Origin of the sequence: Ureibacillus sp. FSL K6-0786 (assembly GCF_037965165.1) — a bacterium.
Classification (GTDB): domain Bacteria; phylum Bacillota; class Bacilli; order Bacillales_A; family Planococcaceae; genus Ureibacillus; species Ureibacillus thermosphaericus.
Map to the genome: position 1 here is coordinate 230,955 of NZ_CP150191.1, position 23,898 is coordinate 254,852.

General features: G+C 36.0%; 25 protein-coding genes. 3 read left to right on the forward strand and 22 right to left on the reverse strand.

The genetic code is table 11. From position 1 onward, the window contains the following. Positions 1–15 precede the first annotated feature (15 nt). The 3 genes from NSQ18_RS01160 to NSQ18_RS01170 form a co-directional block, all read right to left on the reverse strand. Complete coding sequence (locus NSQ18_RS01160) at positions 16–810, reverse strand: M55 family metallopeptidase (RefSeq protein ID WP_339288669.1); 795 nt, start codon at positions 808–810, stop codon at positions 16–18. Then, positions 807–1,553, reverse strand: a complete 747-nt coding sequence (locus NSQ18_RS01165) for a M15 family metallopeptidase (protein ID WP_339288670.1) — start codon at positions 1,551–1,553, stop codon at positions 807–809. Before NSQ18_RS01165 ends, NSQ18_RS01160 begins: the two co-directional genes overlap by 4 nt. Before the next feature lie 281 nt (positions 1,554–1,834). Then, on the reverse strand, positions 1,835–2,878 hold the full coding sequence (locus tag NSQ18_RS01170; RefSeq protein ID WP_339288672.1) for a P1 family peptidase: 1,044 nt from the start codon (positions 2,876–2,878) through the stop codon (positions 1,835–1,837). Positions 2,879–3,284: 406 nt separating this feature from the next. Between NSQ18_RS01170 and NSQ18_RS01175 the strand changes: the two genes are divergently transcribed. Then, positions 3,285–3,695 carry a DoxX family protein gene (locus NSQ18_RS01175; protein ID WP_168412505.1) on the forward strand — a complete coding sequence of 137 codons (411 nt, stop codon included), beginning with the start codon at positions 3,285–3,287 and terminating at the stop codon, positions 3,693–3,695. Positions 3,696–3,752: 57 nt separating this feature from the next. Here NSQ18_RS01175 and rbsB read toward each other — a convergent pair whose 3' ends face one another. The 16 genes from rbsB to NSQ18_RS01255 all read right to left on the reverse strand — a co-directional run bounded on the left by rbsB (position 3,753) and on the right by NSQ18_RS01255 (position 19,604). Continuing rightward, on the reverse strand, positions 3,753–4,679 hold the full coding sequence (gene rbsB / locus NSQ18_RS01180; protein WP_096550864.1) for a ribose ABC transporter substrate-binding protein RbsB: 927 nt from the start codon (positions 4,677–4,679) through the stop codon (positions 3,753–3,755). Between the two features lie 13 nt (positions 4,680–4,692). Next, a complete protein-coding gene (gene rbsC, locus NSQ18_RS01185) occupies positions 4,693–5,631 on the reverse strand; it encodes a ribose ABC transporter permease (RefSeq protein ID WP_339288674.1) in 939 nt (312 codons plus the stop codon). After that, entirely contained in the window at positions 5,624–7,114 is a 1,491-nt protein-coding gene (locus NSQ18_RS01190; protein WP_168412506.1) for a sugar ABC transporter ATP-binding protein, read from the reverse strand. Before NSQ18_RS01190 ends, rbsC begins: the two co-directional genes overlap by 8 nt. A gap of 28 nt (positions 7,115–7,142) precedes the next feature. Then, complete coding sequence (gene rbsD, locus NSQ18_RS01195; RefSeq protein ID WP_016839423.1) at positions 7,143–7,532, reverse strand: D-ribose pyranase; 390 nt, start codon at positions 7,530–7,532, stop codon at positions 7,143–7,145. After that, entirely contained in the window at positions 7,529–8,410 is an 882-nt protein-coding gene (gene rbsK, locus NSQ18_RS01200; protein WP_016839422.1) for a ribokinase, read from the reverse strand. The genes rbsD and rbsK overlap by 4 nt, the downstream gene beginning before the upstream one ends. Further along, complete coding sequence (locus NSQ18_RS01205; protein ID WP_026019150.1) at positions 8,407–9,387, reverse strand: LacI family DNA-binding transcriptional regulator; 981 nt, start codon at positions 9,385–9,387, stop codon at positions 8,407–8,409. Before NSQ18_RS01205 ends, rbsK begins: the two co-directional genes overlap by 4 nt. Before the next feature lie 398 nt (positions 9,388–9,785). Beyond that, a complete protein-coding gene (locus NSQ18_RS01210; protein ID WP_172597779.1) occupies positions 9,786–9,929 on the reverse strand; it encodes a hypothetical protein in 144 nt (47 codons plus the stop codon). A gap of 466 nt (positions 9,930–10,395) precedes the next feature. Beyond that, the gene (locus NSQ18_RS01215; RefSeq protein ID WP_339288677.1) at positions 10,396–12,069 is read right to left on the reverse strand and encodes a formate--tetrahydrofolate ligase; all 1,674 of its coding nucleotides are present in this window, start codon (positions 12,067–12,069) and stop codon (positions 10,396–10,398) included. A gap of 639 nt (positions 12,070–12,708) precedes the next feature. Next, positions 12,709–13,863, reverse strand: coding sequence for a PstS family phosphate ABC transporter substrate-binding protein (locus tag NSQ18_RS01220; protein ID WP_339288678.1), 1,155 nt, complete (start codon positions 13,861–13,863; stop codon positions 12,709–12,711). A 55-nt stretch (positions 13,864–13,918) separates the two neighbouring features. Beyond that, positions 13,919–14,671 (reverse strand): VOC family protein, encoded by a 753-nt coding sequence (locus tag NSQ18_RS01225; protein ID WP_339288681.1) that lies wholly within the window; start codon positions 14,669–14,671, stop codon positions 13,919–13,921. Positions 14,672–14,683: 12 nt separating this feature from the next. Further along, positions 14,684–15,202 (reverse strand): YbaK/EbsC family protein, encoded by a 519-nt coding sequence (locus NSQ18_RS01230; RefSeq protein WP_339288683.1) that lies wholly within the window; start codon positions 15,200–15,202, stop codon positions 14,684–14,686. 97 nt (positions 15,203–15,299) lie between these two features. Further along, a complete protein-coding gene (locus tag NSQ18_RS01235) occupies positions 15,300–15,974 on the reverse strand; it encodes a phosphopantothenoylcysteine decarboxylase (protein WP_016837024.1) in 675 nt (224 codons plus the stop codon). Positions 15,975–16,300: 326 nt separating this feature from the next. Next, positions 16,301–16,492: a zinc-finger domain-containing protein gene (locus NSQ18_RS01240; RefSeq protein ID WP_016837023.1), complete on the reverse strand. Its 192-nt coding sequence runs from the start codon at positions 16,490–16,492 to the stop codon at positions 16,301–16,303. A 333-nt stretch (positions 16,493–16,825) separates the two neighbouring features. Further along, a complete protein-coding gene (locus NSQ18_RS01245; RefSeq protein WP_172597779.1) occupies positions 16,826–16,969 on the reverse strand; it encodes a hypothetical protein in 144 nt (47 codons plus the stop codon). A 495-nt stretch (positions 16,970–17,464) separates the two neighbouring features. After that, on the reverse strand, positions 17,465–19,069 hold the full coding sequence (locus NSQ18_RS01250; RefSeq protein WP_339288685.1) for a DUF4179 domain-containing protein: 1,605 nt from the start codon (positions 19,067–19,069) through the stop codon (positions 17,465–17,467). After that, positions 19,050–19,604 (reverse strand): RNA polymerase sigma factor, encoded by a 555-nt coding sequence (locus tag NSQ18_RS01255; RefSeq protein ID WP_096550856.1) that lies wholly within the window; start codon positions 19,602–19,604, stop codon positions 19,050–19,052. The genes NSQ18_RS01250 and NSQ18_RS01255 overlap by 20 nt, the downstream gene beginning before the upstream one ends. Before the next feature lie 188 nt (positions 19,605–19,792). Between NSQ18_RS01255 and NSQ18_RS01260 the strand changes: the two genes are divergently transcribed. Continuing rightward, on the forward strand, positions 19,793–20,182 hold the full coding sequence (locus NSQ18_RS01260) for a ribonuclease HI family protein (RefSeq protein ID WP_016837020.1): 390 nt from the start codon (positions 19,793–19,795) through the stop codon (positions 20,180–20,182). Between the two features lie 199 nt (positions 20,183–20,381). Here NSQ18_RS01260 and coaW read toward each other — a convergent pair whose 3' ends face one another. Continuing rightward, on the reverse strand, positions 20,382–21,227 hold the full coding sequence (gene coaW, locus NSQ18_RS01265; protein ID WP_016837019.1) for a type II pantothenate kinase: 846 nt from the start codon (positions 21,225–21,227) through the stop codon (positions 20,382–20,384). Positions 21,228–21,360: 133 nt separating this feature from the next. After that, the gene (locus tag NSQ18_RS01270) at positions 21,361–22,416 is read right to left on the reverse strand and encodes a 3'-5' exonuclease (RefSeq protein WP_016837018.1); all 1,056 of its coding nucleotides are present in this window, start codon (positions 22,414–22,416) and stop codon (positions 21,361–21,363) included. A 225-nt stretch (positions 22,417–22,641) separates the two neighbouring features. On the opposite strand from NSQ18_RS01270, the gene NSQ18_RS01275 reads away from it, so the two are divergent. Continuing rightward, a complete protein-coding gene (locus NSQ18_RS01275) occupies positions 22,642–23,469 on the forward strand; it encodes a phytoene/squalene synthase family protein (RefSeq protein WP_016837017.1) in 828 nt (275 codons plus the stop codon). Between the two features lie 110 nt (positions 23,470–23,579). Here the strand turns inward: NSQ18_RS01275 and NSQ18_RS01280 are convergent, their stop codons facing one another. Further along, on the reverse strand, positions 23,580–23,825 hold the full coding sequence (locus NSQ18_RS01280; protein ID WP_339288689.1) for a hypothetical protein: 246 nt from the start codon (positions 23,823–23,825) through the stop codon (positions 23,580–23,582). Positions 23,826–23,898 lie beyond the last annotated feature (73 nt).

The following is a 23,898-nucleotide window of genomic DNA, read 5'->3' on the forward strand; positions in this document are numbered from 1 at the left end:
CTCACCTTGAATCATTTAAGTTAAAAACTGCAATATTCGTAAAACGTCAAAATAGTTATCTGTTTCATATTCCACTGTATTATGAGGCTTAAATTTTGCTCTAGGATAAAAAGAGTTTCGATATGCACGTGTATGATCTCTGTAAATAATTTCGACATTGAAATGCTTTGGAAGCTCTATTTTAATTGAATCTCTATCAACCTTCATCGCTTCTTCTACCAATCTCTTTGTTTCGCTAATTGCTAATTTAGGGCTAATACTTACAGTAGCTCCACCAATTCCCTCTTTGATAGGAAGCGTAACAATATTTTCGTTAACAGACTTGATTTCCTCTGTCAGTCCAACATCTCCACTGACAAATGCAACAGGAACTCCATGTAGTGCTGCCGCATAAGCATTAATTAAAAATTCACTTGCATATTCACCGTTGATTTTCACATCGGCATTCACGACCAATGTGTGGGCCAATGGATTTCGATGACTTCCACCTTTACTGTGATAACCGATGAAAATGGCGCGATCAAAACTTTCATCTAATCCAGCAACCATACACATTGGATCCCCTGTCCAGCCACGAATTATTTTCACATTTTCTGGTAAGTTTGAAAAATCAATATTCCTTGCAGAGTCATGGGCATCTTTTAATACGATTTCAGTTGCTCCACCCGCTATTGCTCCTTCGATTGCGGCTTCAACTTCTTTTGTCATTTGCTTTTGAAAAGGGGCATAATCCGGTGTATTTTTTTCCGTCTCAATCCAAGTTGTTGAGCATGCAACTCCTTCTAAATCTGCACTAATATAAACTTTCATATAAACTGAAACTCCTTTACATCATTGTTTTCTAGTTCTGCTAATACTGGGCCATAAGGGACGACTTGTTCATTTACTCTCCTTGCCCAAGAGATATTTCCGAAATCATAATGCCACCATTCATCAGCGTAATTTGTAAAGCCGACATGGATTAAACTGTTATATAATATTCTTCTATTTTGAAGTGCTGTAACATTTTCTTCTGGATGATCTTCAAAATATCTCGTTGCTGATTTTTCGTTCATTTCATCAAACTTTGTGCCTAAGTCTAGTTCGTTTCCATTCGCATCGCCTAAAGTTAAATCAATCGCTCCCCCTGTAATATGGGGGGAAGTACGTGTTGGCTCAATGCTTGGATACGCAACATATTTTAAAGTGATTTGAAAAATTTCCTCTTCCGTCAGCTCAGGATGCTGCATTTTCGTTTTTTCTAAAAACAGATTGAATAGAGATTGCTGAACCTGAAATGGACGAAATCCATCGAATAGAATGAAACTATACTGACGAGGCAATATTTCTAAAGCTTTCTTGATTCGTAGATAAACTCCCTTACGTAAATAGATTGATTGAATACTAGATGGAATGTTTAGTTCATAATAAATAGGTCTGATGTATAATCGGTTCGGTACTTGTTGCACTTTAATAAGTGGTTCATGAACTTCAAGTATTTGTGGAGTCCACTTTTGTGATGGAATTTTAAGATCTTTAATGGGTGAAAGTAGAAAATCCTGTATGAAAATCACCTCAAATAATCGTTAATACTATTAAATTTTCATAATGAATTACCATATGACAGAATGTTTTGATAATTCTGTATTCAAACGAAATATATTATACCTTCCTTGTTTTTTTCTAGTTCCTTTTTGGTTAATTATTATAAATAAGTATATATATGGTATTAATTGATATCATTTTATTATTAGTTCGCTATTTTTATAAAACTTAGGGTTTGAATAATAAATGCATTTTGCAAGCACGTGTATTCTTTGCTTCCTCTACGGAAAATAGGACCAATTCATTTTATTTACCAATTAAATGAATGAACGACATGTCCATTTCTTCCAGTTGTTGTAACAGCTTGGGATAAGGAATTTAAAATTGCTTCTTCCGTTGTTTCTGCAGCAGCAATAAATAATTGATTCATGATTGGATGATCTTCTCGTAGTTGGATTCTAGATTCAGTAATATAATCAGTGAAATGTGGAATTTTGTGAGCAGTCGTAAAACCAATTACAATATCACCACTGCCGTGAGAATAATGGCTTCCTGTTCTAGCTAGTCCAATTCCACAACGTTTAATTACGCGCAATAATTGCCGGCTGCTTAACGGTGCATCTGTTGCTAGTATTATGATGATTGAACCATCTGTCGGTTTAAGAGTGGAATCCTCTTGACGTTGGTTTCTTATATATTGCTCACGTCGAAACTCAACACTTTCTCCAAAATTACTCAACACTAAACATCCAACTGCATAGGATTGGTTCTCAGCCGTTACAATTCGAGATGACGAACCAATTCCTCCTTTATAACCAAAGCAGATCATTCCTTTTCCTGCTCCAACAGCTCCTTCCTCCACTACTTTATCAGATGCATTTTGAATCGCTTCAATGGCATGTTCAGGTGTGACAGGACATGCACGGATAGAATTTAAATAACTATCATTACACTCTCCTACAACAATATTAATGGTTCCTGTTGAGATACCAATCTCAGGATTTTGTTCTAACATATATTCTAAAGTGCCTTGAGTGACAGCTGGAACGCCAAACGTATTGGTTAACATAATCGGTGATTCGATGACACCTAATTCATTGATTTGTACAAGGCCTGTTGTTTTTCCAAATCCATTCAGGACATAGCTAGCTGCAGTTACCTTTTCTTTAAATAAATTACCGCCATGCGGTAATATGGCAGTTACACCTGTACATGCATATGTACCTTGATCATCTATTGGATAATCCAGCGTCACATGACCCACCTTTACCCCTTCCACATCGGTTATGCAGTTTTTTTCTCCTACTGGCAATCTTCCAATGGTGATTCCAAATTCTCGAATCTTTTTCCTCATATTCCAACCCCCATCGATTTTTATAATGTATTTTAATAGAATTGATAGGTTTGGAAAAGATTAGAAGAAACAAAAAGCACATGAGCTGGATTTAAAATCAAATAGATCGTTGAAATAATATATTTTACAACATATGAAAAATTTGAAGGAAATAGAACCAACTTCTCTTTATTTCTCTCATTTTTGCAAACATTTTCATATCTATTTAGCGTCATAATCTATATTCATAATTAAATTAAACATATTTTGCTAGAAAAGATGTTGATTCAATCTGAAAGCGAAAAGCTAACAGGTTGCCAAGTAGTTTTATTGGCAAAAATAAAACGATATAAAATTTGAATGAAACGGTGCTATGTTTGGACGAGCGATAATATGATAGTAAAAAAGCAGTTGGAAGGAGATTTGATTGAGAAAAAGTGAATTTGGAGGTTTTATTCTTCGGATTGTTCTAGGAGTTATTTTCATCGTTCACGGATTAGCAAAATTGCAGGAAGGAATTACTGCAGTAGCAGACCGATTTGCCAGCTACAATTTACCGTTCCCAGAAGTTTTTGCATATGGTGTTACAGGTCTTGAAATCATTGGAGGAATTTTCATTGTCATTGGTTTTTCCATACGTCTATTTGCTTTTTTATTCATTCTTCTGATGGCAGGAGCCATTGCAACAGTGAAATTTGCTGTTGGGTTCCTCCAAGGTTATGAATTGGATTTAGCTTTGATGGCAATGGCTACTTATTTACTTTTTGCAAGCAATCGTTTTCTTGCTCTTGATAACTTCATTGTAGAAGGAAAAGAAAAAAGGAATAAAGTACGATAAAAAACAAAGGTAGAACGTTGCAGCAATTCATGCTACTAAGTTCTACCTTTTTATTGATTATTGTTTTGTAACTAATTCTAAGTCAACTGGTACGAATTCTTCTACAGATTCACCGTTTAAATATTTAATAGCTGTTTCTACAGCAATTTTACCAATTTCCTCTGGTTTTTGCGCAACAGTTGCAGCCATTACGCCTTCTTCAACTTTCTTCACAGCATCATCTGTAGCGTCAAATCCAATTACAATAATATCTTTACCAGCTGCTGAAATTGCTTCAATTGCACCTAAAGCCATTTCATCGTTTTGTGCGAATACTGCTTCAATGTCAGGATGTGCTTGAAGCATATTTTCCATTACAGATAAACCTTCACTACGGTTGAAATTAGCAGTTTGACTAGAAACAAGATCTACTTTACCTTCTACAGCTTCAAGGAAACCTGCACCACGGTCACGAGCAGCAGATGATCCTGGAACACCTTCAAGCATTGCTACTTTTGCACCTTCACCAGCAAGCTCAAGTAAATATTCTCCTGCAAGTTTACCACCAGCTACGTTATCAGAAGCGATATGTGAAATCACTTCACCGCTATCTGCAGAACGGTCAACTGTAATAACTGGGATGCCAGCAGCGTTTGCAGATTCTACTGCAGAACCTACCGCTGAAGAGTCAACAGGATTGATTAACAATAAGTCAATTCCTTGTTGAATTAAGTCTTCTACGTCAGAAGCTTGTTTAGAAGCATCATCTTGAGCATCTACAATCACAAGCTCTACACCATTTTCTTCACTAACAGCTTTTGCACCTTCGCTAAGTGTAACGAAGAATGGGTTATTTAATGTAGAAATGGAGAAACCAACTTTTACTGCTCCTTCTTTTGTTCCTTCATCTGCAGCATCATTTTGTTCCACAGATGAATTCATGGAACATGCAGATAAAACTAACATTGCAATGACAACAAAGAATAGATGTTTCATTTTTTTCATTCTTAACCACTCCTTATTCAGATTTTTTTCGATCTAGTAAAACTGCTAATAATATTACGATCCCTTTCACGACTTGTTGCCAGAAAGAGGAAACGCCAATGAGGTTCATACCGTTATTGAGTACACCAATAATAAGTGCCCCAATTAACGTACCAAAAATCCAACCTTTCCCGCCATTTAAGCTTGTACCGCCTAACACAACCGCAGCAATCGCATCTAACTCATAAGATTGCCCTGCAGTTGGTTGAGCAGAATTTAGGCGAGAAGTTAAAATTAATGCAGATAATGCAGCAAGGAAACCAGAAATCGCATAAACTGCAATTTTCACTCGGTCTGCATTTATACCTGATAATTTCGCAGCTTCTTCATTTCCACCAACCGCATAAACACGGCGGCCAAATGTTGTTTTATGCAAAATAAAATAAAGAATACCAAAAGTGATTAATGTCGTAATAACTGGAATCGGAATTCCTAAGAAATATCCTTTACCAAATAATTGGAATGAAGCATGGTCACCTAAACCTGAAATTGGCTTACCGTTTGTATAAACAAGCGTTAAACCTCGATAAACAGTCATTGTTGCTAATGTCGCAATAAATGGTGCTACTTTACCTTTTGTAATAATTACCCCATTTATTGCACCTAAGATGAGACCTAGAATTAAAGCAATTCCCATAGAAAGGATTGGGTCAAACCCACCAGCTAATAAACTTGCGGCAACAGCCCCTGTTAATGCTAGTGTTGATCCTACAGATAAATCTATACCACCTGTGAGAATAACAAAGGTCATTCCGAATGCAATAATAGCGCTGATTGATACTTGTCTTAACACGTTGAAGATATTAGAAATGGTTAAAAAACTAGGATTCAATATACTAACGACAATAATTAAAAGAATTAAACCAAATAATGGCCCTAATTTTGATATTATTTCTTTCGACGATTTAGACAACTTGTTCACCTCCAGTTGCAAAATGCATAATTCTTTCTTGCGTCATTTCTTCTTTCGAAACTTCTCCCGTTAATTTTCCTTCATGCATAACAAGAACGCGATCAGCCATTCCAATGATTTCTGGCAATTCTGATGAAATCATTAAAATCGCTACACCTGCTTGTGCTAAATCGTTAATGATTTGGTAAATTTCTTTTTTTGCACCGATATCGACACCGCGAGTCGGTTCATCTAATATTAATACTTCAGGTTCCGTACCTAGCCATTTAGCAAGAACCACTTTTTGTTGATTACCACCACTTAATGATTTGGCACTTTGTTTTGGACTAGATGTCCGAATTTTTAACTGCTCAATGTATTGGTTGACGAGGGATAATTCTTTCTCTTTCTTCACTACACCTGAAGTGGAAACTTTCTTTAAGTTCGCCAACGCTACATTTTCCTGAATGGAAAAATTCAGTACTAACCCTTTCGTTTTACGGTCTTCCGTCACGTATCCAATTTTGTGTTTCATTGCATCAATCGGTGATTTAATGGATACTTTATTACCATCAATCAAAATGTCACCACTATGTGCTTTTCGATAACCGAAAATGGTTTCAGCTACTTCCGTTCTTCCAGCTCCCATTAATCCGGCAACACCAACTACTTCACCTTTTCGTACGTTAAACGAAATATTTTCAAACAAACCTTTCACCGTTAAATTTCGGACTTCCAGTTTGATGTCTCCTATATCGCATTGTCTTTCGGGGAATCGTTCGCCCAATTCCCTTCCTACCATCATGGCAACAATTTCATCAAAATTCGTTTCAGGGATATTTCGTTCCCCCACATATTGTCCATCTCTTAAAATGGTAATGCGATCACAAATGGAGAAAATTTCCTCCATACGGTGAGAAATATATACAAACGAAATTCCTTTCGCTTTTAGTTCATTAATTGTTTCAAATAATGTTTTTATTTCCCGATCCGTTAAGGCAGCAGTTGGTTCATCCATCACGATATACTTCGCGTCACTGGCGATCGCTTTAGCTATTTCAATGATTTGCTGTTTTCCGACAGACAAATCTCCAGCACGAGTTTTCGGATTCACGTGTAAACCTAACTTAGATAATAGCTCCTCAGCTTCTCTATCCATTTCTCGGTTTTTTAAAATACCGAAAGGACCGTATGTTTTTTCTTTTCCTAAAAATAAATTTTCAGCAACAGTTAAATCAGGTAATATGTTTAATTCTTGATGTATGACAACGATTCCGTATTTTTCAGCATCTTTAGGAGATTTAAAGTTGACAGGTTGACCATCTACTTTAATTTCACCAGCATCCTTCGTATAAATGCCACTTAAAATTTTCATTAATGTCGACTTTCCAGCACCATTTTCCCCCATTAGTGCATGGATTTCACCTTCTTTAAGGTTAAACCGAACATCTTTTAACACGACATTGCCATTGAAGGCTTTCGAAATGCCTGTCATTTCAATCATGAAATCACCTACTTTTTCAAGAAATCTATTAAAAAATCACACCGCATTGCAAAATGACATTGGCATAAGGCGTCGTTTCACCAGTGCGAATAATGAACTTCGCATTTTTCGTTAATCGCTTAAATTCCTCATGTGAAACATACGAAATGTTCGGTAATGTGTTTGTTAATGTTTTCGAAAGCTCTGCGTTTTTTGTTTTAATTTCTTCTGCTAAAACGGCGCTTTCTACGACTAAATCGTCAAGTACAACTTCTAACATAGTAAGAAAACTCGGCTCTCCCAACTTATATGATAAATCTATACAAGGTACATCATCTGGAATTGGTAAACCACAGTCGGCAATAACGATTTGATCCGTATGCCCTAATTTTGCGAAACGACCAGCTAATTCTCTATTTAAAATTCCGTGTTTTTTCAAACTTCATGTCCTCCCAAGCGAGCTAATACTTCATCTATAGTTGGCATGCCGCCTTGTGCGCCAAACTTTTCAACTGAAAGGGATGCAGCGATGTTTGCAAATTCAACCGCATCATCAATTGATTTTCCACTGCAAATCGCATGAGCAAATGCGCCATTAAACGTATCCCCAGCTCCTGTTGTATCAACAGCAGTTGTTTTAAATCCAGGGATTCTTACAATTTTTGATCCATCATAGTAAGCCGCACCTTCACTACCTAAAGTAACAATGACTTTATTTGGATACTCTTTTAATACCGTTTCCCAATCAGCACCAAAGATTAATTCACATTCCGTTTCGTTTGGCGTTAAATAAGTAATTTGATTCATCCATTCTTTTTTGAAATTCGCAGCAGGTGCTGGATTTAATAAAACTGGAATAGCATGCTCTTGACAGATAGTGAATACGTACTCAATCGTTTCTGCTGGTATTTCCAACTGCATCATCACAAGTTTGCTTTCTCGAATCAGTTGGATATTGGCATCGATAATTTCTTTATTTAAATCAAAATTCGCTCCTGGAACAAAAAGAATGCGATTATCACGATTATGTAGCAAGATATTTGCTATTCCAGTGGAATTATTTGTTTTCACGATGCCTGAAACATCAATATTTTCACTCATTAATTTTTTATATAACTCTATTCCAAAGCTATCGTCTCCTACTGCACCAATCATGCGAACTTGACTTCCAAGTCGAGCCGCTGCAACAGCTTGATTTGCACCTTTTCCGCCTGGAATCGTCGTAAAAAGCTTTCCTTGAACCGTTTCTCCCTGTTTCGGGAAAGTGTCAGTTTCCACTACAAGATCCATATTTATGCTTCCAATCACCGTGATCATTGTAAGAACCCCTTTCGAGTCGTCTCTCGCACAACTAATTCCGGATTAATGACAATGTTTTTCTCAGTTATGCTTTTGCCTTCGATTTGTTGAATTAATAATTCTGCTGCAGTTTCACCTAGCTTGTATATGTTTTGGGCAACAGTTGTTAAACTAGGAGTTGTATAATTTCCTAACTGTATACCGTCAAAACCAATGATTTGAATATCATTCGGCACGCTTCTATTCAATTTTTCACAAGCTTTTAACGCTCCAATTGCCGAAACGTCGCTACTGCCAAATATTCCATCAATAGTAGAATGTTTTTGTAAAAATTGGAATGTAATATGTTCAGCAACTTTAAAATCATAGGGACTTTCAACTATGTGTACTTTTATATTTTTTCCTTCAACAGCCTTTAAGAAACCTTTCAAACGCTGTTCGGATGAAATAAGTTGCTTAGGACCTTTTAGAAAAAGCAGCTCTTTAGCACCACACTCTAGCATGTAGCGGCCGGCCATTTCTGTTCCCAGTATATTATTTGTCGTTACAGATGGGATGTCCATAATCGGAGCCCGGTCTAAGGCAACGATTGGAATAGTTGCTTCTTGACCATTTCCTGAGTGAGTAGATGTGATAATAACACCAGCCACGTATTCTTGAGTAAGAGCTTTAAAGTAATGTTGTTCTTTTTTAGGATTCTCGTCCGAATTACATAATATAACAGTGTATCCATATTTGTAGGCGGTATCTTCTACAGCACGGGCAAGCTCTGGAAAGAATGGGTTTTTAATATCCGGAATAATGAGTCCAATCATATTGGATTGTTTAGTGGATAGCGTCCTTGCAACATTGTTTGGGACAAAGTTCAATTCTTTAATCGCGTGCTCTATTGCTTCTCTAGATTTTTTTCCCACATAACCATTCTTATTAATGTATCTAGAAACTGTGGCTGCAGATACATTTGCCCGCTTTGCTACGTCATGAATCGTTACCATACAATCACCTTTCGAATCATTGTGGTACCGGTTACACATTTTCATGAAAAAATATGTAATCGGTTACACATTTGACCTCCTAATGTGTAATCGGTTACACAATCTACCGCCCAAAAAATTTACGTGTATATATTACCTGAAATAATCTTTTATAGTATGTCATTTTTCTTTTAAATAGGCTATACCATTATCGATTGTTCACAAATTGTTCATCATTTTGTAATTATATGGAATAACCTTTTTGTTTTCAACTGATTTCTTTAGATTTCAACTTTACATTCAGCCTGTCTATATAATGATTGGCGTCCTTAAATTGTTGTTTTAATCGAGTAGGAGGGAGCGATTAACTCCCGTCCTCTCACACCACCGTACGTACGGTTCCGTATACGGCGGTTCAATTAAGATGATTGACGCAAGTCTTTATAACTTCCGTGAATAGCTGTTCTCTTTATGCCAGTGGTCACTCCACCCTCCAAGAGGTCTCCCACGGGATTCACCGCTTCCTTCCTCAAGTGAGGTACTACGTTTTCTGTGTTCATCATGACTCACTGAATGCCAAGGGCTATTCTCTCTTAATTGTTCGGTCCTTCTTAGTAGTTCTAAACCAACTAATACTATGACCTCTGCTGACTTCTGACGGTTCAGCTACTTATCACTAAGTAGGTTATGAAGCGTACTTCACATATCCGCCAGACCTCCCCGGGTAAGAATGTAATCTTTCCTTCCATCTATCTGCTTCATTTACTCTGTACCACCTTTGGCAGAAAGGACTTTGTTTTGTTTAGCAAACTCATCCAATGATACCTAGCCTTATATGAAGTTCGTGTTCCTCAGACCGGAAGTTTGCCGCTCGCTTCCTTCAGATTCCGCGTCACCACGGACACCCTTGCGTTAAGCTAACTGTTACTTCTGCCTTCACAGTTCGGGACTTACACCCTATAGATTACACCCATGCCAGGCGCACTAAAAAAACGCTTCGCTATCTCTAAATAGCAAAGCGTTTTCCAATTAAAACAACCCGATTGCATTCCCTTTTTCATCAACATCCATACGTAATGCGGCGGGTGCTTTGGGCAATCCTGGCATTGTCATAATATCGCCCGTTAAGCAAACTAAAAATCCTGCCCCTAATTTTGGAATGATTTCTCTTACAGTAATCGTAAACCCAATTGGGCGACCTATTAATGTTGGATCGTCTGACAATGAATATTGTGTTTTTGCCATACAGATTGGTAATTGATCCCAACCGTTTTCCTTAATTTGTTTCAATTGCTTTTTCGCTTGATTTGAAAATTCTACTCCAATCCCGCCATATACTTTTTGGACAATCGTCGTAATTTTCTGTTCTATGGAATCGGATAATTCGTAAAGCGGAGCAAATTGTTTCGGTTCGTCTAAAACTTCCAATACTTGTTTGGCTAGATCCATTCCACCTTTCCCGCCTTCTTCCCATACATTTGTTCTAGCGATGCGGACATTGTTTAATTTCGCCCAATTTAGAAGCGTTTGAATTTCTTGCTCCGTATCCGTTATAAATCGATTCAAAGCAACAACCGGTTCAATTCCGAAATTTCTTACTGTCTCAATATGTCGAGCTAAATTTGGGATTCCGTTGCTGAGAGCTTCAATATTTTCTTTCGCTAACTCGCTTTTTTCTGCTCCGCCATGCATTTTTAATGCGCGAATCGTTGTCACAATTACGACTGCATCCGGATGGAATTCACCTTTTCTTGCTTTAATGTTCAAAAATTTTTCAGCACCTAAATCCGCACCAAAACCAGCTTCTGTCACGACGATGTCCGCTAATTTCCGTGCGGTTTGCGTAGCAATCAGGGAATTACATCCATGAGCAATATTCGCAAAAGGTCCACCGTGAACAAGAGCAGGAGTTCCTTCAATAGACTGTACAATGTTCGGTTTGAACGCTTCTTTTAAAATTAATGTTAATGCCCCCTCAATTCCTAGGTCCCGCACAAAGACTGGGTGACGATCATAAGTGTAACCAATTAACATCTTGGATAATCGTTCTTTCAAATCCTCCATACTTGTTGCTAAACAAAATACCGCCATAATTTCAGAGGCAACTGTTATATCAAATCCGTCTTCCCTTGGAACACCTTGCGTTGGACCTCCTAGTCCTACAATAACTTTTCTAAGTGCTCGGTCGTTCATGTCCAATACCCGTTTCCAAATAATTCTTCTAGGGTCGATGTTTAGTTGATTTCCTTGATGAATATGATTGTCAATTACTGCAGAAATTAAGTTATTCGCTGTTGTAATCGCGTGAAAATCTCCATTAAAATGCAAGTTAATTTCTTCCATTGGAAGCACTTGTGCATAGCCGCCACCTGTTGCTCCACCTTTGATGCCGAATACGGGACCTAACGATGGTTCGCGAAGAGCTACCATGACCTTTTGATTTAATTGTTTTAAGGCATCAGCAAGTCCAATAGTAACCGTTGATTTTCCTTCTCCGGCAGGTGTTGGATTCGTTGCTGTCACAAGTACAACTTTACCATAAGGCTCACCCGTAATTTTTTTCGGGTCGATTTTTCCTTTATAACGTCCATATTGTTCTAGTGCATCATCTGGAATGTTTACTTGTTCTGCAATTTCTGCAATAGGTTTTAATGCTGCACCATAAGCAATGTCTAAATCCGTTAATGGTTTTGTAATTGTCATACTAATTCCTCTTTCTAGTCAGATTGAGTTTACTCTTCGTTATGAACGTTATTATTTACACAAGTGTTTGTTTTATAATGTTTTTGTTTTGTCTGCTTTGTTAATTAATGACGGATTTTATTATTACTACATAAATTCACTTTTTAGAAATGGGGCTGATAATAGTCAAAGCTCGGGCAATAATAGTCATACTGATGAATAATAGTCAAATTTGTGAACATAATTGCCAACCCATAAAAATTTGCTTCAAGTCAGTTTCAAGCATTTAATAGTCAACTGGCCAAGGATATTTACCAAATTGATGAACATAATAGCCAACTACATATAAACGATTTCCTTGTAATAACGATAATAGCCAAAATCAAGATTATAATAGTCAATCTTTGATAAATAATAGCCACACTCGAGCAAATAATAGTCATTCATTTTTTTCGTATCCTATCCATCATTATACAATTCATCTAGCAAGATTTGCCCTTGAGCTTTCAAAAGAATTGTGAACTCTCATTCTAAAAATTTCACCATAAAAATGAAGAAAAGGCTGTCTAGAAAGTCGGAAACTTTCCAAACAGCCTCACTTCCTCATAATCATGATTTTTTCTGTCCAAAATGACAGCCACTTTTTTTCATACTATTTATTCATTCATCCACATTATTTATAGGCACATACCCGACCTTTTCAATCAGTTGTTGTCCCTGAGGAGATAGTACCCAATCAATTAATTTGTCGACATTTGGATTTTCCGTACCTGCAGTAACAATATAAAACTCCCCTGTTATAGGATATTCGCCACTTCGAATCGTTTCTTTTGTCGGAGGAACTCCGTCAATGGCCAATAGTTTAATTTGATTATTGCCGACCATTTCTTGTGAATAATATCGAAACGTATAACCAATTGCGTTTTCGAAATTTCGATATTGTGCCACTTCGCTAATGATTTCTCCCATGCCGCTCGCCACATTTTCTCTTGGTGCATCCATAATAGGTGTATCACCCATTAATGACTGCAACGCCGTTTGAGAACCGCTATCTTCAGGGCGTTGATATGCCCGAATAGGTTCGTTTTTACCACCAAGCTCTTTCCAGTTAGTGATTTTACCGGAATAAATATCTTTAATTTGTTGCAAAGTTAACCCATCAACTTCATTTTTTTGATTGACGAAAAATACAAACGATTCCTTCCCAATGGGTATTAATTTTAGTTCGACTCCCTTTTCTTTTGCTCGCTGCAATTGTTTTTGAGAAGGCTCATTGACAAAAATCATATCCACTTTACCATTAATTAAATTTTCGTAGGCTTCTGGCGTTGTATTGACCATCACTTCACTATTATATGGGTCGTATTCTTTTTTCGGATATGTAGCTTGTGCAATGGCGGAATAGATCGGATACAATGCTGTTGCACCATCCATGATTGGTAATGAATCGGATAATTGAAGAGTTGCTTCTTCTTCTAAAGTTACTACTTTCGAATTTTCTTCAAAAGGCATGTATTCATAAATATTTACTTCTGCTGAAACGGTTGGAATGTTCTCTACATATTTTTGGTAAATCGGCCAAATGGAACTAGCACTAATCGCAACACAAGAAATAACGACAAACCAAATGATTCTTTTCTTTGTTTTGAAATATCGAAATAGAAATGCTAAAAAAAGCAAATAAAGAAAAATTGCAAAAATAATGATGAATGGAATCCATTCGAAATTTCCTATCAACAGTGCCATAAAAACGACACCAAATGTAAAAAAACATAGAACGAAGAAAACAATGATTGACACAAAAATGTTCGTCATTACAAAAAACCTCCTACCACCTAATTCGGCATGTAGGAGGTGTTTCCCTTTATTTTCATCGAACGAACAAATAATTCCCGTCCTCAAGCGTTACATGCTTTTCTTCTTTCGCACCGCTAATTTTCACTTCAACGATTTCATACTTTTGCTCTAAATTAAATTTGAAATGACAATTTGGCGCTTTTAATGTTATGTATGAGTCTGTACTCTCCACTATTTCATGTTCAAATAAACTTGCCCATTCTTTTGCCCACTGTAAATCTGTAACGGAGAATGAGATTTCATCAATTGTTAAGTCTCCTAAAGGATGCTTTTGGATTGTTCCATTGTTCACTAAATCATTGTATCGTTCTTCGTCTGACCCTTCCCATTGAATCAGAAATGGATATTCAAAAGGCAACTCTTTTTTGCCAAAATGCAGTAATTTCCAAGTTAATACACTTCCATCTGGGCGTATTCTTGAAAATGAATCAGGTCCAATCACTTCATAGCCTGCGTCACGAAGTTTTTTTGCATCTTCTTCAATTGTCGTTGTCCGAATGGCAATTCGTGTAAAACCATTTTCTTTGTTTCGTTTTTTATAAGATTCATGCAATGTATATGGAATTTCCGCAGATTTTTCGAGCAACGTTTCATCAAATACGCCAATGAATTCAATATAAGAAAGGCCGAAATAACTGAGGGAATTATAGGTTCCCCACATTTCATGTTTTCCTCCTTCTACTGTATGAAGGCCAATTTCTTTCGTTTTTTCAACCATGGCTTTCGGCTCTTTCACAAAATGTACGATATGATCAAGTAAATACATATTTCTCACCTACTATAATTCATTTGTTGCTGCAAATTCACTAATGTCCGTTAATGTTTCGTTCCAATCTTTTCCGACATCCACCCACTCTTTCGCATTTGAATATTCAAACAATTCATCGCAAGTTAATTCGATTGCTGAATTGATGCTGCCGCAAGCTGGAAACACTGTTGTAAAACGTTTTAACGAAACATCTAAATAAACATCTAAATCATGAGCTAATCCGAAAGGACATACTCCCCCAATGACATGCCCCGTAAAATGTTCTACTTCTTCTGCACTTAACATTTTCGCCTTAACGCCAAATGTAGATTTAAATTTTTTATTATCAATTTTTGCATCACCAGCTGCTACAACGAGAAAAGCATTTCCATCTTTATCTTTAAATGATAATGTTTTGGCGATCCGTGCAGGAATGACGTTTAAAGCGATGGCCGCTTGCTCAACTGTTGCACTGCTTTGTTCAAACTCTAAAATATCTTGGTCACGGTTAAATTTTTGTAAATGCTCTTTTACACTTTGTAAAGACATTTTCCCATCCTCCAATCCCGATAAAACAAATTTGAATTATTACCTATTATATATAAGAAAAGACTAGTGAAACTAGCCTTTCAGTTTAAATTCCATTTTATACTTTTTCGCACAGTATTTCCAATAAAGTTCTTGCCGTTTGTTCTTTGCCTTGAACTTCAATGACATCTCCAGTTTGAGAAATAATATAATGCTGAACATCGCCATACAATGATTGAGAACTATTTGCCACCATAAAGTCAGCATTCGATTCTTTCATTCGCAATTTTGCACGTTGAATTAAATAGTCTACATCTTCCGTTGCTTCAAGTTTAAACCCGACAAGAAGCGTTTTTGGATCCCAACCTTTAATTTTCCCTAAGATTTTTGGCGCTTTTTTAAAATGAATAATCGGTGGTTCATCCGAAGACATTTTTCCATTTTCCGTGATTAAATTACCGTTTTGGTCGTAAACTTTGTCTACAACCCAGTCAGAACCAGCCGCTGCCATAATCACAATATCAATGTTTTCACTTTGCAAAATATGTTTTATTTTATTTCCTAAATCTTCAATTCCTTCAAAACCTACTAATCGCATGGATTCTTTATGTTTCGGAAGCTTCGCAAAGTATCCGTGTAAATAAACTACTTCTGCCCCCATAGAAAAAGCTGTTTCAGCTAAAAAACAGCCCATCGTGCCTTTTGAAAGATTCGTATGTCCGCGAACCCGATCCCATTTTTCAAGGGTTCCTCCGCTTGTAATGAGCACTTTTTTTCCTTCTAATGTCTTCACAGCTATCACCTATCATTTTTATCTTTCGTTATAGATTAAGTTTACTGAACTTTAACTCCATTTTCATTAATAAATTCTAATTTTTAAAAACGAGCAGTTATGTAAAAAGCTTCAGTTTCGGAAAATATAAAAAAGCAGCCCCTATTAAGGGAGCTGCTCAACCTATGGTAACCAACCGTGTATATATTAATCCTCAGAAGATATATCAATTCATGTGTAAAGACATCTGATTTGATATATATATCGTGAGCATTAATATTACATTGATAATATTATCATTATTTTATCAAAAATTCAATACAAAAAGGTACTAAAGTTCTATTGCATCATTTTTCCTGCATCTTTAGCAATTCGTTACCCAAAAATTGCAATTGTTCGCCAACAGAGCACTGTTCAATGCAAAACCGGTGTGCTCCTGCTTTTCCTCTTATTTGTCTTAAATCCCTTTTGATGGGACAATCTATGCAATAAGTATCAATTAATTCATCTATATCTTTAATTACTGCACTTTTATCCACAAATCACAATCCCCCTTTATTAGTTTTTATATTTTACTATCGTCATTTTTTATTTGTCAAAGCGCATTTCTTCCAGTTGAAACAAGCTTATTATGTTGTAAAACGGTTGAGAATATGTCTATTGTGACATTTTCTGAGCTTGTCCTTTTGGAACAATAGTTGATATACCTTTTGCTCGACAATTTTTTATAATCAAGTCTTTACGATAGTCTATGATAAAGGGGATAAACACCGTTTGTGCAGTAATTCTTCAACTTTAATCGAGTAGGAGGGAGCGATTAACTCCCGTCCTCTCACACCACCGTACGTACGGTTCCGTATACGGCGGTTCAATTAAGATGATTGACGCAAGTCTTTATAACTTCCGTGAATAGCTGTTCTCTTTATGCCAGTGGTCACTCCACCCTCCAAGAGGTCTCCCACGGGATTCACCGCTTCCTTCCTCAAGTGAGGTACTACGTTTTCTGTGTTCATCATGACTCACTGAATGCCAAGGGCTATTCTCTCTTAATTGTTCGGTCCTTCTTAGTAGTTCTAAACCAACTAATACTATGACCTCTGCTGACTTCTGACGGTTCAGCTACTTATCACTAAGTAGGTTATGAAGCGTACTTCACATATCCGCCAGACCTCCCCGGGTAAGAATGTAATCTTTCCTTCCATCTATCTGCTTCATTTACTCTGTACCACCTTTGGCAGAAAGGACTTTGTTTTGTTTAGCAAACTCATCCAATGATACCTAGCCTTATATGAAGTTCGTGTTCCTCAGACCGGAAGTTTGCCGCTCGCTTCCTTCAGATTCCGCGTCACCACGGACACCCTTGCGTTAAGCTAACTGTTACTTCTGCCTTCACAGTTCGGGACTTACACCCTATAGATTACACCCATGCCAGGCGCACTAAAAAAGCAGCAGTTCGAAAGGTGAACTACTGCTTAACGAACCATTGATTTCCTCTACGTTAAATGATTCATTCAATTTTTAAATAATGGAATTCGTATTTCGTTTTTCAACGGAATGACTTCCGTTTCAGCAATGATATGGAGCGTCATTTCTTCAGGAATCTCTTCTAACTCGGAAGAAACCAATTCAAATGTTCGTTTGAATCGACCTTGCTGATCCGTTTCATCTAAAGTTGATCCTCCATGGTGAATCGTATATTTATTTCCTTTTTCATCTTCTAGTGCCCATTTTTCTATGTTAGGAGCTTTTTGCAAAGCAAATCCTGATAATTGTATTTCAACACTTTTTTGACGTTGTATTGGCATCCATGATTTCTGTAATGAATAATCTGTTTTTTCTTGCACAGAATCAATAGTTAATTCATATCCGTTATATTCAAAGGTTTTAGGTAATTCTTTTGGATTGAATGTAATTGAGAATTCACTAATTTTTGGTCGATAAATTGTATCTACAACGAAATATAATTCTTCTTCAGCATTTTTATTTGGAACGAATGAATCAATTTGTTTGTAAGGACCAAGTTCACTAGGCTCTCCATCCCATTGTCCCATGCCGCTTAACATATTTTCGGAAACAGGATGGCCCCGTTCTTTTGAGAAATAAATATTTTCATAACCTAGCACTACCCCTTTTCCGTTTTCAATTCGATAGCCAATAGAAGGGAAATATAGGAATTGGACAATTTCATTATTAAATTGTAGCTCTTTTTGTTTTAATTGCTGTTTTAATCTTTCTTTTACTTCCTCGGTATATTCTAATTGATAATAGATGTCTGTTGTAGAAGTAGCGTAATTGACTTTATCCAGATGAATTTTAACTCCTTCAACTTCGTAAGATTCATTCAACGCTACAACTTTTTGCTGTTCATAAGCGGAAGTCAAATCAATTGGTATATCGATTTGCCATTGTCCATCTTTCCCTGCAAGATGATGGATGTCCAATCGAACGGTTCCTTTTGTAAAGTTATCGATATTTACTAACGATATTTCATAAATCCCATAGTCATCATGAAGTCCCCAACTCATTGAATTAAGTTCCACTTCATTTTGATGTTCATCTAATACTTTGATTGAATATAAATCGGCATCTCCAATAAATGGATTTAATACTTTACCTTGTTGATTGGTTACCCGATAGGAAAAAGCAATTCGCGACGTATCGGCTATCAAGTCCTCAATGTGCAGCGTTATATCTGCATCTGTTGCTGAAAGATTAACAGGTGTTGCGATGTCAGTATCAATTGCCATTCGCAATCCTTCATCCACCGTTTCACTGGAGAAGATTCCACCTACAAGTTTTGCAACACTCGGACTCACCGACATGAACACTCCCCCTGCAAGAAGTGCGCTTGCTGCCGTACCCAGCACCCATTTTAACGGTCGATTTTTTTTGCGTTTATGCGGTTCCAGCTGATCGACAATCTTTTCGGCAAAATCATCTGGCAATATTGGAGATTTTAGTGTTTGTTCTAATAGTTGATTTTCTTTTAATAGCAGTTCTAATTGCTGCTCACAATAAGGGCAAGACTGTATATGACGTTCCATAAGATCTTTTTCATTGTCTTCTAAAATGCCTTCAATATAATCGAATAACTTATCATCTTTCGGACACACCATATAAATACCCACCTTCTTTTGCATTTTTTCGTAATTTTTTCTTAGCTCGGTACAATTTATTGCGTACCTCTATTATCGAAACCCCTAATGTTTCACTAATTTCTGCGTAACTCAATTCGTTGGCATAACGTAAAAGTAAAATGTTTCGTTCATCTTCCGGCAATAATGAAACCATTTTCTCCAGTTCTCTACTCTCTTCATTTTGTAATAAGACTACTTCTGGTGTATCGTTGCTTCGTATAATCGTATTTTCAATTTGTTCCGTTTGAATTCTTTTTTTCCGAAGCTGATCGATACAGTAATTAATGGCAATGCGATAGAGCCAACTTTTAAATGGACCTTTCGGATTGTATTTTGGTAATTGTTCATACACTTTAAAAAATACTTCTTGGAGCAAATCTTCTGCCGTTTGAGGATTTTTTGTCATCCGTAAAATCGTTGCATACAAAGGATTTTTATAACGATTAATAATGTGTATGTAAGCTCTTTTATCTCCTGCTAAAATTTGTCGAACGTATCGGATTTCCTCATCCATGTTATTCCTCCTTTCTTTCTTCACTTAGTAAAACGAGATTCATCATGAAAAAATCTCACTTTATTTAAAAAATTTTTATTTTCGTGGCCACCTAGATTCATTACTGAAAACCATTAACAGATTAGAATGTTTTTACACGCTTTTGATATATTGCGGTATAATATAGTAAAAAAGTTCTTGGGGGCAATATGTTAGAAGTTTATATTGATGGTGCTAGTAGCGGAAATCCCGGTCCAAGCGGAATCGGTTTATTTATAAAGGGAGAAGGACATTCCATACAAATTGGAGAATTTATAGGCGAATCAAACAATCATGTTGCGGAATTTATCGCTTTAATTCGAGGTCTAGAAGAAGCAAAAAAATTAGGAACGTCATTCGTATCCGTTCGTTCCGATTCGAAAATTGTCGTGAGTTCAATGGAAAAGAAATATGTAAAAAACGAACAATTTAAACCCTATTTAGAAGAAGCTTTAAAACTTGCTGATGAGTTTGATTTGTTTTTTATAAAATGGATTCCAGAACAACAAAATAAAGCAGCTGATCTGTTAGCGCGACAAGCTATTCGTAAAGGGATGTAATTTTCGCCATAATTAAAAAAGTGTGATGCCTGAAAAGTCACTTTTCTGTTTTACACCTTTGCGTCTCGCTAACGCTTTCGTCGGAGATAAATGCGACGAGACGGGGCATTGATTGTGACCACTACAGGAGTAAAGAAAAAACAATCATTATGTATTTGAGCCTGACCAAAAGTTTTGCATTTTTTGGTCAGGCTCTTTTTTATAATTGTGCAATATTTCTTTGTTCTACTTTATTTAAAAGAGCACCTATCGCTCCTGAAAATCCACAATCTTTTAAAAAGATTGGCTTGTGTTTTTTCAAAATCGTATAATTTGCAATAACTTCTTTCAAATGATCATTATTCGTCAATGTCGATCCAATATATATAATCGTTTCAGAATTTTTTGTATCTGCATATTGGATGCTTAAAGTTGTAATGACTTCACCAACTAGCGCTTGAATGGTTGCTAATAGATCAGGAACAGGATAATCGTTATGATTTAATATGTTGACTTTTCCAAAATTACTCGCCGTCAAATGGCCTTCTATCGGAGGATTCATCCCTTCAAAAATATCTTTTACAAATAAATCAATGAATTCCCTTTTACCTTGCTTTGCAATTTTCGTGATTTCATTAAAATCCGAAAGCCCAGTAATAATCGTTGATAACCCTGTTAAAGTACCTCCGCCAATTCCAGTTCCACCAACACGCACATGTTTGTCATTTTCCATATAATGTATACTTGTGCCTGTTCCAACATTCGTTATGATACTTTTTTGAATTTCATGGCCTTCTTTTTTTAATAAGTATTTTACCCCTTTGATTGTTGCATCAAATTCTACAACATAATCGATTGATTTTTTTGTTTTTAATTTTGCCAATAGCTGTTCTGTTCGACCACCTGTAATTCCAATTTCTTCAATGTTTGGATTTGCTTCAATCCATTCCTTCACTAGTGTTAAATCTTTGGAAGGAAAGACCTTAAATTGGAATTCATTTTCATCATCCAAGTAAGCAACTTTTGTTAAAGTGCCTCCTGCATCGATTCCTATTGTATTGCGCATAAGCTTTCTCCTTTATAGATTCCCTCTATACACTTTAACTGTATAAGCATATGATTGCAATTTTTTCTAATTTTAACACTATTCAAAAAAAAACAGTTACTATATTAAAATTATATTAATTTTTGTTAAAAAATTAAACTTTTACTACCTCATTAGAGAATAAATTTCTTTTTTCAAATTCATCAATTAGTTTGTGTTTATATCGAAATAATAATTTAGAAATTGTTTTTTCATATGTATCGATGGATTGGCCATTCATTGTAAAACGGCTTAGCAGTCCCTCATCCATTAGCAAGTGTTGCAGCGTCATCACTTCAGTTTTTGGTAAAACACAATGGTGTAAACGGTAAATGCGAGAAATTTGTTTTAAACCAGAGCGGGTTATCAAAACTTTATTCTCTAAATCATCTCTCACTGTATGTAAAAATTGAGCTAATTCCTCATTTGGAAGAATTTCATTATATTCCGATTTAACAATCGTACCGTCTTCTTGAACAATTTCCTTTTCTGTTTTTATGCATGATAACGATTTATGTAAGGAATTAATCGAGTGAATACGAATATGGGAAGGAAAAACTTCTCCAGTTACATAGGTTAAGTATACATCAACTTCATTTTCTTCATGATGATTTTCACTTAACATGAGGGCGAATTGATTCGTTTTTTGCTTTTCAATCATTTCATGGCCGCCTGAAGCTTTAAATATTTTAAAAAGGGTATTTGCATCTTGCAAAGCACGATGTTGTTCAGCAACCACTTCAAATTTTTCCATTAATTCACTTAAACTTGGTTGAACTTTTAATTGATTTTCAATCATATATTTTTGCTGAAAATCCACGATGGGATATATAAAATGCCGTTGGATTCGATTTCGAAAAAGCTCTTCTTCCAAAACTTTTCGATCAAACTCACCAAAGGTAACGAAAATTGTATCTCCTTGGCTCCATTCCATAAAGCGTTTAATGACTTGTTTAAAGGAAGGAGCATATAATAAATCTTCCGTTTGAATTCCCGTTAACTTTTGGATGCGGCTATTCAGCTTTTTAAATTTATATGGTTGAATTAATTCAGAAAAAAATTCAACTTCATCATTTGGCAACCATTTCACTGCCCCTATTTCAATGATGTGCTGTTTTCCGCGCACAATGGCTGCCTCAATATCTAAAAAAATATATGTTTCCTTTCGCACGAATGAATTCACCTTTTTTCTATCAAACTATCACATTTCATTGTAACGAAAATAGTCAATAATGACACGTAAAATAGTAAAAAAAACTTGCCAAAGTTTGTTAAACATAAATTGTAATTAATATTTTCCTTTTGTCTATAATAATTTCAGAAGTTTTATTTTTCATTTTAGAAAAATTATTGTAGGATAAATAGAAAGGTTAATGATCGGAGGAAATTTGGTCTTATGAATCAGAAAGCGCTTGAAAAAGATGCTATGAGAGTATTAAAAGAAACGAGTCGCACTTTTTATATACCGATTACATTTTTAAAAAAAGATTTGAAAAAGGCTGTTGCCAATGCCTATTTAATTATGCGTGCATTGGATGAAATCGAAGATAATGAACATCCAGAAGTAACGAATGAAATCAAATATTTCTTATTAATGGAAGTAAGCGAACTATTAAAAGAAGAAAACTTTAATAACGACAAATATTTACAACTGTTAGAACCTTATAAACAATACATGCCTGAAGTAACGATGCGTTTAAATGATTGGATTTTACTGTTACCTGAAGGAACGAAAAAAATTGTCTGCGATGCTGCAAGTGAAATGGCATTCGGTATGGCGAAATGGGCAAAAGCAAATTGGCAAGTTCGCACGAAGGAAGATTTAGATGAGTATACATACTATGTAGCCGGACTTGTTGGTGTCATGCTTTCCGATTTATGGGAATGGGATAGTGCAGTAAAAACGGATCGGGAATTAGCCATTGGATACGGCAGAGGTTTGCAAGCGGTAAATATTTTAAGAAACCAACAGGAAGATTTTGAAACACGAGGCGTCAGCTTTATCCCTGAAGGTTGGACAAAAGAAGATTTGTTCCATTATACAGAGGAAAATTTAGAAAAAGCTTATCAATATATGGATGCAATCCAAAAACGTTCTATTTTAATGTTCTGTCGCTTACCCCTTGCTCTCGCTCATAAAACATTAAATGCTTTAAAAGAAGGCAAGGAGAAAATGAGCCGCAGCGAAGTGGAAGAAACCGTAAAAGAATTGATGGTGGATTAACAAAGATAAAGCTTGTCCGAAAAGTAAGGTATTGAAACCCTCTCTCTTTTCGGACAAGCTTTCAATATTTTTATGCAATTGTTTCTAAACGGGGGAAAAAGCGATATTGTTTAATTATCCATGTCACAATAAAATGAAAAAGTCATATTAGCGTTTTCGGAGTAAACTGGTAATCCACCTTTTTCATAAAATTGATTAATTGTATCTACAGCAATTCGATGTTTTAAATTAACGTTTATTATAAGTAAAATTGCTGTGATAATCATAATAATTGAAATTACAATAATCGTTGGCTCAATAATTTTTGATCTTGTATTATCCACTTCCACCCTCCTTTCTTCAATTACTCGCAGCACCTACATTAGTAGCTTCAATTATTACCTTCGAATCTATTTTTAAATCATCTTCAATTCTTTTGCCAATGACTCA

Bases quoted from the DNA above. Each gene is read 5' to 3' on its own strand.
- NSQ18_RS01160 (WP_339288669.1), bottom strand. From the start codon at position 810: ATGAAAGTTTATATTAGTGCAGATTTAGAAGGAGTTGCATGCTCAACA.
- NSQ18_RS01170 (WP_339288672.1), bottom strand. From the start codon at position 2,878: ATGAGGAAAAAGATTCGAGAATTTGGAATCACCATTGGAAGATTGCCA.
- rbsB (WP_096550864.1), bottom strand. From the start codon at position 4,679: ATGAAAAAAATGAAACATCTATTCTTTGTTGTCATTGCAATGTTAGTT.
- NSQ18_RS01190 (WP_168412506.1), bottom strand. From the start codon at position 7,114: ATGATTGAAATGACAGGCATTTCGAAAGCCTTCAATGGCAATGTCGTG.
- rbsK (WP_016839422.1), bottom strand. From the start codon at position 8,410: ATGATCACGGTGATTGGAAGCATAAATATGGATCTTGTAGTGGAAACT.
- NSQ18_RS01205 (WP_026019150.1), bottom strand. From the start codon at position 9,387: ATGGTAACGATTCATGACGTAGCAAAGCGGGCAAATGTATCTGCAGCC.
- NSQ18_RS01210 (WP_172597779.1), bottom strand. From the start codon at position 9,929: ATGATGAACACAGAAAACGTAGTACCTCACTTGAGGAAGGAAGCGGTG.
- NSQ18_RS01215 (WP_339288677.1), bottom strand. From the start codon at position 12,069: ATGACAATTACAAAACCATTAACGGATTTAGACATTGCTTATGGTGCA.
- NSQ18_RS01220 (WP_339288678.1), bottom strand. From the start codon at position 13,863: ATGACGAACATTTTTGTGTCAATCATTGTTTTCTTCGTTCTATGTTTT.
- NSQ18_RS01225 (WP_339288681.1), bottom strand. From the start codon at position 14,671: ATGTATTTACTTGATCATATCGTACATTTTGTGAAAGAGCCGAAAGCC.
- NSQ18_RS01230 (WP_339288683.1), bottom strand. From the start codon at position 15,202: ATGTCTTTACAAAGTGTAAAAGAGCATTTACAAAAATTTAACCGTGAC.
- NSQ18_RS01245 (WP_172597779.1), bottom strand. From the start codon at position 16,969: ATGATGAACACAGAAAACGTAGTACCTCACTTGAGGAAGGAAGCGGTG.
- NSQ18_RS01250 (WP_339288685.1), bottom strand. From the start codon at position 19,069: ATGGTGTGTCCGAAAGATGATAAGTTATTCGATTATATTGAAGGCATT.
- NSQ18_RS01255 (WP_096550856.1), bottom strand. From the start codon at position 19,604: ATGGATGAGGAAATCCGATACGTTCGACAAATTTTAGCAGGAGATAAA.
- NSQ18_RS01260 (WP_016837020.1), top strand. From the start codon at position 19,793: ATGTTAGAAGTTTATATTGATGGTGCTAGTAGCGGAAATCCCGGTCCA.
- coaW (WP_016837019.1), bottom strand. From the start codon at position 21,227: ATGCGCAATACAATAGGAATCGATGCAGGAGGCACTTTAACAAAAGTT.
- NSQ18_RS01275 (WP_016837017.1), top strand. From the start codon at position 22,642: ATGAATCAGAAAGCGCTTGAAAAAGATGCTATGAGAGTATTAAAAGAA.